General features: G+C 72.8%; 7 protein-coding genes. 6 read left to right on the forward strand and 1 reads right to left on the reverse strand.

Annotated elements, in window-relative coordinates:
- The first annotated feature begins 118 nt into the window (after positions 1 to 118).
- Positions 119 to 565, forward strand: coding sequence for a CBS domain-containing protein (locus HUW36_RS04110; RefSeq protein ID WP_174526868.1), 447 nt, complete (start codon positions 119 to 121; stop codon positions 563 to 565).
- On the forward strand, positions 562 to 1,860 hold the full coding sequence (locus HUW36_RS04115; RefSeq protein ID WP_174526869.1) for an ArsB/NhaD family transporter: 1,299 nt from the start codon (positions 562 to 564) through the stop codon (positions 1,858 to 1,860). The genes HUW36_RS04110 and HUW36_RS04115 overlap by 4 nt, the downstream gene beginning before the upstream one ends.
- On the opposite strand, the gene HUW36_RS04120 is transcribed toward HUW36_RS04115, so the two are convergent.
- Positions 1,842 to 3,158: a cation:proton antiporter gene (locus tag HUW36_RS04120; RefSeq protein WP_246247867.1), complete on the reverse strand. Its 1,317-nt coding sequence runs from the start codon at positions 3,156 to 3,158 to the stop codon at positions 1,842 to 1,844. The genes HUW36_RS04115 and HUW36_RS04120 overlap by 19 nt on opposite strands.
- 225 nt (positions 3,159 to 3,383) lie before the next feature.
- On the opposite strand from HUW36_RS04120, the gene HUW36_RS04125 reads away from it, so the two are divergent.
- From HUW36_RS04125 to HUW36_RS04140, 4 genes are all read left to right on the forward strand, one after another.
- The gene (locus tag HUW36_RS04125; protein ID WP_246247869.1) at positions 3,384 to 4,751 is read left to right on the forward strand and encodes a TrkH family potassium uptake protein; all 1,368 of its coding nucleotides are present in this window, start codon (positions 3,384 to 3,386) and stop codon (positions 4,749 to 4,751) included.
- Positions 4,744 to 5,421, forward strand: a complete 678-nt coding sequence (locus tag HUW36_RS04130; RefSeq protein ID WP_217428768.1) for a potassium channel family protein — start codon at positions 4,744 to 4,746, stop codon at positions 5,419 to 5,421. Before HUW36_RS04125 ends, HUW36_RS04130 begins: the two co-directional genes overlap by 8 nt.
- A gap of 118 nt (positions 5,422 to 5,539) precedes the next feature.
- On the forward strand, positions 5,540 to 6,427 hold the full coding sequence (locus HUW36_RS04135) for an ABC transporter ATP-binding protein (protein ID WP_174526871.1): 888 nt from the start codon (positions 5,540 to 5,542) through the stop codon (positions 6,425 to 6,427).
- Positions 6,424 to 8,028, forward strand: coding sequence for a polyketide antibiotic transporter (locus HUW36_RS04140; protein ID WP_174526872.1), 1,605 nt, complete (start codon positions 6,424 to 6,426; stop codon positions 8,026 to 8,028). The genes HUW36_RS04135 and HUW36_RS04140 overlap by 4 nt, the downstream gene beginning before the upstream one ends.
- Positions 8,029 to 8,156: the final 128 nt, after the last annotated feature.

Here is an 8,156-nt window from a genome sequence, read left to right on the forward strand (position 1 = left end):
GGTCACGGAGCGCCGCCAGGCTTCCGCGCGACCACCGATGACTAGGGTGATCATCGGAGTACCGGAGAGTCTGGTCGGTTCACGAACCGTCACGTCCACCGAATCCCCAGGAGTTGTCGTGCGAGCCCGAGACCTGGCCGTTCCCTTCCCGACCATCACCGTCGCCACCTCGGTCCTGGAGGCCGCCCGCCTGCTCGCCGGACACAATCTGCCCGGCCTGATCGTGGTCGACGCTGCCGGGCGCCCGGTGACCGTCCTCCCGGGTACGCAGGTGCTGCGACTGGTGATTCCCGGTTACTGCCGGGAGGATCCGACCCTGGCCCGCATGATCGACGAGCCGGCCGCCGACATGTTCCTGCGGGGTGCCGAGGGCCGGTCGGTCGCGGACCTGCTGCCGCCGGAACGGCTGGCGCCACCCGTGGTCGGCCCGGAGGCCACGGTCCTGGAGGTGGCCGCGGTGATGGCCCAGAAGCGCAGCCCCCTGGTCGCGGTGGCACCGCCCCGCAAGCCGATGATCGGCGGCATCACACTCGACGCCCTGCTCGACCGGATGCTCGCCGCATGACCGCGATCGCCTGGGCGGCGGTGGCCGTCTTCACCGTCGCGTACGTGCTGATCGCCACCGAGAAGATCCACCGGGTGGCCGCGGCGCTGGGCGGGGCGGCGGTGATGTTCCTGATCGGCGCGACCGACACGTCGCACGCGTTCTTCTCCGAGGACGCCGGCGTGGACTGGAACGTGATCTTCCTGCTGATCGGCATGATGCTCATCGTCGCCGTGCTCAAACGCACAGGTGGGTTCGAGTACGTGGCAGTGTGGGCGTCGAAGCGGGCCCGAGGCCGGCCGTACCGGGTGCTGGTGATCCTGGTGCTGATCACCGCGGTGGCGTCGGCGGCGCTGGACAACGTCACCACGGTCCTGCTGATCGCGCCGGTGACCTTCCTGGTCTGCGAACGCCTCGGCGTGCCGGCCGTGCCTTACCTGATCGCCGAGGCGATGGCGTCGAACATCGGCGGCACCTCCACGTTGGTCGGTGACCCGCCGAACATCATCATCGGCAGCCGGGGCGGCCTGAGCTACAACGACTTCCTCATCCACCTCGCCCCGTTCGTGGTCCTGCTGCTGGTGGTGTTTCTGGGCCTGTGCCGGGTGCTGTTCCGCGACGTGTTCCGGTACGACCCGGAGCGGGCCGCCCAGATCGCCGCCCTGCACGAGAGGGACGCCATCCGGGACCGCCGACTGCTCGTCCTCGGCCTGGCCGTGCTCGGCGCGGTCACCGCGGCGTTCGTGCTGCACACCACGCTGCACCTGGAGCCGGCGGTGGTGGCGCTGCTCGGCGGCCTGCTGCTGCTCGCGCTCTCCCGTCTCGACGCCGGCGAGATCAGCCGCGACGTCGAGTGGCCCACGCTCATCTTCTTCGCCGGCCTGTTCGTCATGGTGGGCGCGCTGGTGAACACCGGCGTGGTCGAGCAGATCTCCCGCGCCGCGATCGACGTCACGGACGGCCGCCTGCTGCCCGCCTCGATGGTCCTGCTGTGGGGCTCCGCCGCGCTGTCGGCGATCGTCGACAACATCCCGTACGTCGCCACGATGAGTCCGGTCGTCGCCGACCTGGTCCACGCCCAGGGCGACGCCGGGCAGTCGCGCGTCCTGTGGTGGGCGCTCGCCCTCGGCGCCGACCTGGGCGGCAACGCCACCGCGGTCGGCGCCTCGGCCAACGTCGTGGTCCTCGGGCTCGCCGAACGGGCCGGGCAGCGGATCAGCTTCTGGCAGTTCACCCGGTACGGCCTGGTGGTCACCGTGGTCACCGTCGGGCTTGCCGTACCGTACCTGTGGTTGCGCTACTTCGTGCTCGCCTGAGGGTCCGTGGTCGCGGTGTCGTCCCGCCCGGTCCGATCGGTGTCGGCCGCGTCCGCGCCGGCCGCGACCCGCTGCCTGGGAGCGGCGTCGGCGCGGCGGGCGCGGCGGATCCGGCGCAGCACACCGTGCCAGTTCGGGGTCTCGGCGCTGTCGTCGAACGCCCGGGCGACCACCACGTCGGTCGAGGAGTGGGCCAGGATGGAGATGACGATGGTCAACGCGACGAGGTGGAACACCTCGTCCGCGGCGCCGATGCCGGCCTCCAGCACGAGCAGCCCGTAGACCACCGAGGCGAAGCCCTTCGGGCCGAACCACATCGCCGCGGCCTGCTCGCGCAGGCTCAGCCCGGAGCGCAGGAACGACACCCACAGCGCGACCGGCCGGGCCACCACGATCGCCAGCACCGCGAACACCCATCCGGTCCAGGGGATCTCGCCGAGAAACTCCGTTGAGATCAGTGCCCCGAACACCAGCAGCGCGGCCAGCTTCAACAGCTCCGCGACGTTCTCTCCGAAATGCTCGAACGCGGCGCGCTCCCGCGGCCCGAACGTCGCCACCGTGATGCCCGCGGCGAACGCGGCCAGGAACAGATTGCCGTGGGTGGCCTTGCCCAGCGCCAGCACCAGCAACCCGATCGCCACCCCGTTCAGCGGCGCGTACGCCGCCGACGCGGCGAAGAACCGGGTCCGCTCCAACGCGATCGCGGCCAGGGGCACGAGCACCCCGATCGCCAACCCGACGCCCAGTTCGGTCGCCAACTCTCCCAGGTGCAGGTCGTCCGAGCCGGCCGCGACGGCCAGCAGCACCACCACGAACGGCAGCGCCAGTCCGTCGTTCACGCCCGATTCCACGTTGAGCAGGTGCCGCAGCCGGGCCGGCACCTTGTCGTTGCCGACCAACGCGGCCGCGAACACCGGGTCGGTCGGCGCCAGGATCGCGCCGATCAGCAGCGCCTCCGGCCAGTCCAGCCCGGCGACGTAGTGCGCCAGCACGGCGGTGACCAGCAGGGTCAGCGGCAGGCCCCAACCCAACGCCCGGCCGGGCAGCCGCCACGCGCTGCGCAGGTCCGCCCAGCCCACCCGCATCCCGTCGGTGAACAGCACCGCGAACAGCGCCAGCTCCGCCAACTGCGCGACGATCGGCGACTCGGCCTGCAAGTGCAGCACCCCGGTGGTGCCCTCGCCGAGGACGAAGCCGGCGATCAGGAACAGCGCCGCGGTCGACAGGATCGTCCGCTTGGCCAGCGCCGACACCAGCACGGCGGCGAGCAGGACGACAGCGAAGCAGAGCAGCAGCACGGGGACCTCCGGCAGGCACGGCGGAACAGGGTGCCGACCAGACTTCCCGGCGCTCCACGGATCCGGCCGATCATAACGGCCCCGCGCTCGGGCCGCCCTCGCACGTCACGGGGGCCGACGTTGATGATCGCCGCCGGTGCGGGCATGACAGGATCCAGGCGTGACGCGGGCAGGAGAGCTGGAACGGTCGCCCCGCGCGGCCGGACGGGCACGGGCGGGGCCACCGTGGTCCTGACCACTCGGCGGCCCGTCTGGCAGCGCCGCAGCGCCCGCTTCCGGCACCCGGCCCAGGTGATCTCCGTCGGGTTCGGCGCGGCCGTCGCGCTGGGCACCGGCCTGCTGTCGCTGCCGGCGGCCACCCGGTCGGGCGAGCGCGCCCCGCTGGTCGACGCGCTGTTCACCGCGACCTCTGCGGTCTGCGTCACCGGCCTGGCCACGGTCGACACCGGCAGCTACTGGTCGTTGTTCGGGCAGGTGGTAATCCTTGTGCTCATTCAGGCCGGCGGCCTGGGCATCATGACGCTGGCCACGCTTTTCACCGTGCTCGTGTCGCGGCGGCTGGGGTTACGGGCCCGGTTCCTCGCCCAGGCGGAGACCAAGAGCCTGGACCTCACCGACGTGCCCGGGGTGATCCGGCGCATCGTGCTGTTCAGCCTCGCCGCCGAGACCGTCGTGGCCGTGGTGCTGACGCTACGGTTCGCCCTCGGGTACGGCGAGGCGGCCGGCCCGGCCGTCTACCACGGGGTGTTCCACGCGGTGTCGGCGTTCAACAACGCCGGCTTCTCCACCAACGCCGACAGCCTGGTCGGCTACGTCACCGACCCCTGGATCACGCTGACGATCTCCGGGGCGGTGATCCTCGGCGGCCTGGGCTTCCCGGTGGTGTTCGAACTCGCCCGGTGCTGGCGCCGGCCTGCGACGTGGTCGGTGATGACCCGCCTCACCGTCACCCTCACCGCGGCCCTGCTGGTGCTGGGCACGGTCGCGTTGACCCTGGCCGAGTTCACGAACCCCGCCACGCTGGGCCCGCTCAGTGGTCCGGAGAAACTGCTGGCCGGGTTCTTCGCCTCGACGATGACCCGTACCGCCGGATTCAACAGCCTGGACATCGGCGCGATGCGCCCGGAGAGCCTGCTCGCCAGCGACGTGCTGATGTTCATCGGCGGCGGCAGCGCCGGCACCGCCGGCGGGATCAAGGTCACCACGTTCGGGCTGCTGGCGTTCGTGCTCTGGTCGGAGATGCGCGGCGAGACCCACGTGCATGTCGGTAAGCGGCGCATCCCGGCCAGCAACCAGCGGCAGGCGCTCGCGGTGGCGCTGCTGAGCGTCGGTGCCGTGGTCGTCGCCACGTTCGCGCTGGTGGTGATCACACCGCACGGGCTCGACCGGGCGCTCTTCGAGGTGGTGTCGGCATTCGCCACCGTCGGACTGTCCACCGGGATCACCGGCAGCCTGCCACCGCAGGCCGACCTGCTGCTGGCCGTTCTGATGTTCGCCGGCCGGATCGGGCCGCTCACCCTGGCCTCCGCGCTGGCGCTGCGGGAGCGGACCCGACGCTTCGAACTGCCCGAGGAGAGGACGATCGTTGGCTGACCTCAACGAACCCGTGGTGGTCGTCGGCCTGGGCCGGTTCGGCTCCGCGCTGGCACTGGAGCTGGTCAGCCGCGGCACCGAGGTGCTCGGCATCGACCACCGGCCGAAGGTGGTCCAGTCCCTGTCCGGTCGCCTGCCGCACGTCGTCACCGCCGACTCCACCGACATCGAGGCGCTGCGACAGCTCGGCGTCGGGGAGTTCCGGCGCGCCGTCGTGGCCATCGGCACCGACATCCAGGCCAGCATCCTCACCACCAGTCTGCTGTCCGAACTCGGCATCCCCGACATCTGGGCCAAAGCGGTCAGCGACCAGCACCGGCACATCCTCACCCGGGTCGGCGCCCACCGGGTCGTCGCGCCGGAACACGACATGGGCGAACGGGTGGCGCACCTGCTCTCCGGCCGGATCCTCGACTACGTCGAGGTCGACGCCGACTTCGCCGTGGTCAAGACCACCCCGCCACGCGAGGTCGTCGGCGTGCCGCTGCGCGACTCCCGGGTACGGAGCCGGTGGGGTGTCACCGTGGTCGCGGTCAAACCACAGGCCCCGCCGCCGGGCAGGGGCGCCGAGTTCAGCCACGCCACACCGGACACCGTGCTCGCCTACGGCGACCTGATCCTCATCGTCGGACCGATCGACAACGTGGAGCACTTCGCCGCCAGCGGTTGACCACTACGGCGCGGAAGCCGACGTCTTCCGCGCCCGCCGAATCGTGGGTACGGTGACCGGTGGTGTGCCGGGAAGCCTGGTCGGCAGTCGTGATTCCGCCGACCCCGGAAGGCTCCTGATGACCACGTCTGCCATCCGCGCCCACCACCTGACCAAACGCTACGGCCGGCTCCTCGCCTTGGACGGCCTCGATCTGACCGTGCACGCCGGCGAGGTGTTCGGGTTCCTCGGCCCCAACGGCGCCGGCAAGTCCACCACGATCCGACTGCTGCTCGGCCTGGCCCGTCCGACCGCCGGCCACGCCCGGATCTTCGACGTCGACGCCGGCGACGTGGCCGCCGCACACCGGCTGCTGGCGTACGTGCCGGCCGACGTCGCGCTGTGGCCGCAGCTCACCGGCGCGGAACTGCTGGACCTGCTCGCCGCCACCGGACCGGGCGTCGACACCGGGTACCGTGCCGACCTCGTCGCCCGCTTCGACCTCGACCTGTCCCGACCGGCCCGTACCTACTCGACCGGCAACCGGCAGAAGGTGGCGCTGGTGGCCGCGTTCGCGACCCGCGCTCCCCTCCTGGTGCTCGACGAACCGACCAGCGGCCTGGACCCGTTGATGGAGTTGCAGTTCCGCCGGGCCGTCACCGAGGCCCGCGACAACGGACAGACGGTGTTCCTCAGCTCCCACCAACTCGCCGAGGTGGAGGCGGTCTGCGACCGGGTGGCGATCCTGCGCGCCGGCCGGCTCGTCGACGTCGCGACCGTGCCCGACCTGCGACGGCTGCACCGCAGCGAGGTCGTCGCCCGGTTCACCGGGCCCGCTCCGGACCTGGCCGCCGTGCCCGGCGTCGACCTGCTCGACCGGGCGGACGGGACACTGCGGTTCTCCCTGGTCGGCCCGCCCGGCCCGGCGCTGCGCGCGCTCGCCGCCGCCGACGTCACCGCCCTCACCGTACGCGAGCCCAGCCTGGAGGAGATCTTCCTCGACTACTACGGGCAGACCGACCGGTGAGCGCCGCTGCGCCCACCGCGCCCGGCCGGGCGGTCACCCGCCTCGCGGCCCGTCAGGTGCGCCGCCCGGCGCTCGTCGTCGCCGCGGTGACCGTCGGCATGTCCGCCCTCGTCGTCGCCACCTATGCCCGCACCGTGGGCGATCCTGCGGCGGCGCAGGCGCTGGCCGCGCTCGCCGGAAACCCGGCCGTCCGCACCCTGTTCGGTGAACCCGTCGCCTTGGACACCGCCGGCGGGTTCGCCGTCTGGCGCACCGGCACCGTCCTCGCCGTCCTGCTCACCACCTGGGGCGCGCTGGCGACGACCCGGCTGACCCGGGGCGAGGAGGAGGCCGGCCGCTGGGACCTGCTGCTGGCCGGCCGGCTGACCCCGGCGGCCCTGTTGGGCCGGCACCTCGCCGTGCTCACCCTGGCGATGGCGTCGACCGGGCTCCTGCTCGCCGGGGCGCTCACGACCTTCGGGACGCCGAGGGACGGGGCGCTGCTGCACGCCACCGGGCTCGCCCTGGCCGGACTGACCGCGGTCGCGGCGGCGGCATGCGCCGCGCAGATCTTCCCCACCCGCGCCGGCGCCACCGGCGCCACCCTGGCCTTCCTCGGCGTCGGGCTGCTGGCTCGCATGATCGGCGACGGTGTGTCCGCACTGGCCTGGCTGCGGTGGCTGCCCCCGTACGGGCCGCTCGCCCTGAGCCGCCCCTACGACGACGACCGCTGGGCTCCCCTGCTGGCGTTCGCCGTCACCGCGGCGGCGCTGGCCGGCGTCGCGCTGGTCCTGGCCGGCAGGCGCGACGTCCGGGCCGGGCTGCTGCGTCCGCCGACGGGTCGGGCGCCCCGACGATGGTTGCTCGGCTCCGTCGGCGCGTTCGCCGTCCGGCGCGCGGTGTGCCCCCTCGCCGGTTGGTCGACGGGCATCGGCGCCTACTTCCTGCTGATCGGCCTGCTCGCCGAGTCGCTCACCGGCTTCCTCACCGACAATCCTCGCTTCGCCGACCTCGCCGCCCAGGCCGGCTTCGCCGGTCTCGGCACCGTCGAGGGATACATCGCCACCCTCTTCGCCCTGCTCGCCGTCCCGGTCGGCGCCTTCGCCACCGCCCGCCTGGCCGCGTTCGCCGCCGCCGAGAACGCGGGACGGTTGACCCTGCTGCACGCCGGACCGGTCAGCCGCACGTGGCTGCTGACCGCCGAGGTTGTCGCCACCGTCGCCGGCACCGCCGTACTCGTGGCCGTGGCCGCCGTCGCCACCTGGGCCGGCACGACGACTGTCGGTGCCGGCCTGCCGCTCACCGCCGCGCTGGCCGGCGCCGTCAACGTCCTGCCGGTGGCGCTGCTGGGCGCCGCGGCCGCCACCCTCTCGGTCGGACTGGCGCCGCGGGCGGTGGCGACGATCGGCATGCTGCCCACCGCTGGCGGGTTCATCCTCAAGGTGATCAGCGACAGTGTCCACGCCCCGGCCTGGGTCGGGTCGCTGTCGCCGTACGCGCACCTCGCCGCCGTGCCGGCCACGGCACCGAATTGGGCGGCAGCCGGTGTCATGGTCACCGGCGCCGTCGCCGTGATGTCAGCGGGTAACTGGGCGTATGTCCGGCGGGACCTGCGGCTCTGACGGCCGGCACGACCTCATCGACGCCCGCGGTCCCGCCACCGGTCGATCAGGGCCGGCAGTTCCCGCCAGAGGTAGTCGTAGAAGTCGCGCATCTCGGCGAGGCGGGCGCCGGCGACGCTGTCCGCGCC

The sequence above is a fragment of the Micromonospora maritima genome (assembly GCF_902825405.1).
GTDB lineage: Bacteria > Actinomycetota > Actinomycetes > Mycobacteriales > Micromonosporaceae > Micromonospora > Micromonospora maritima.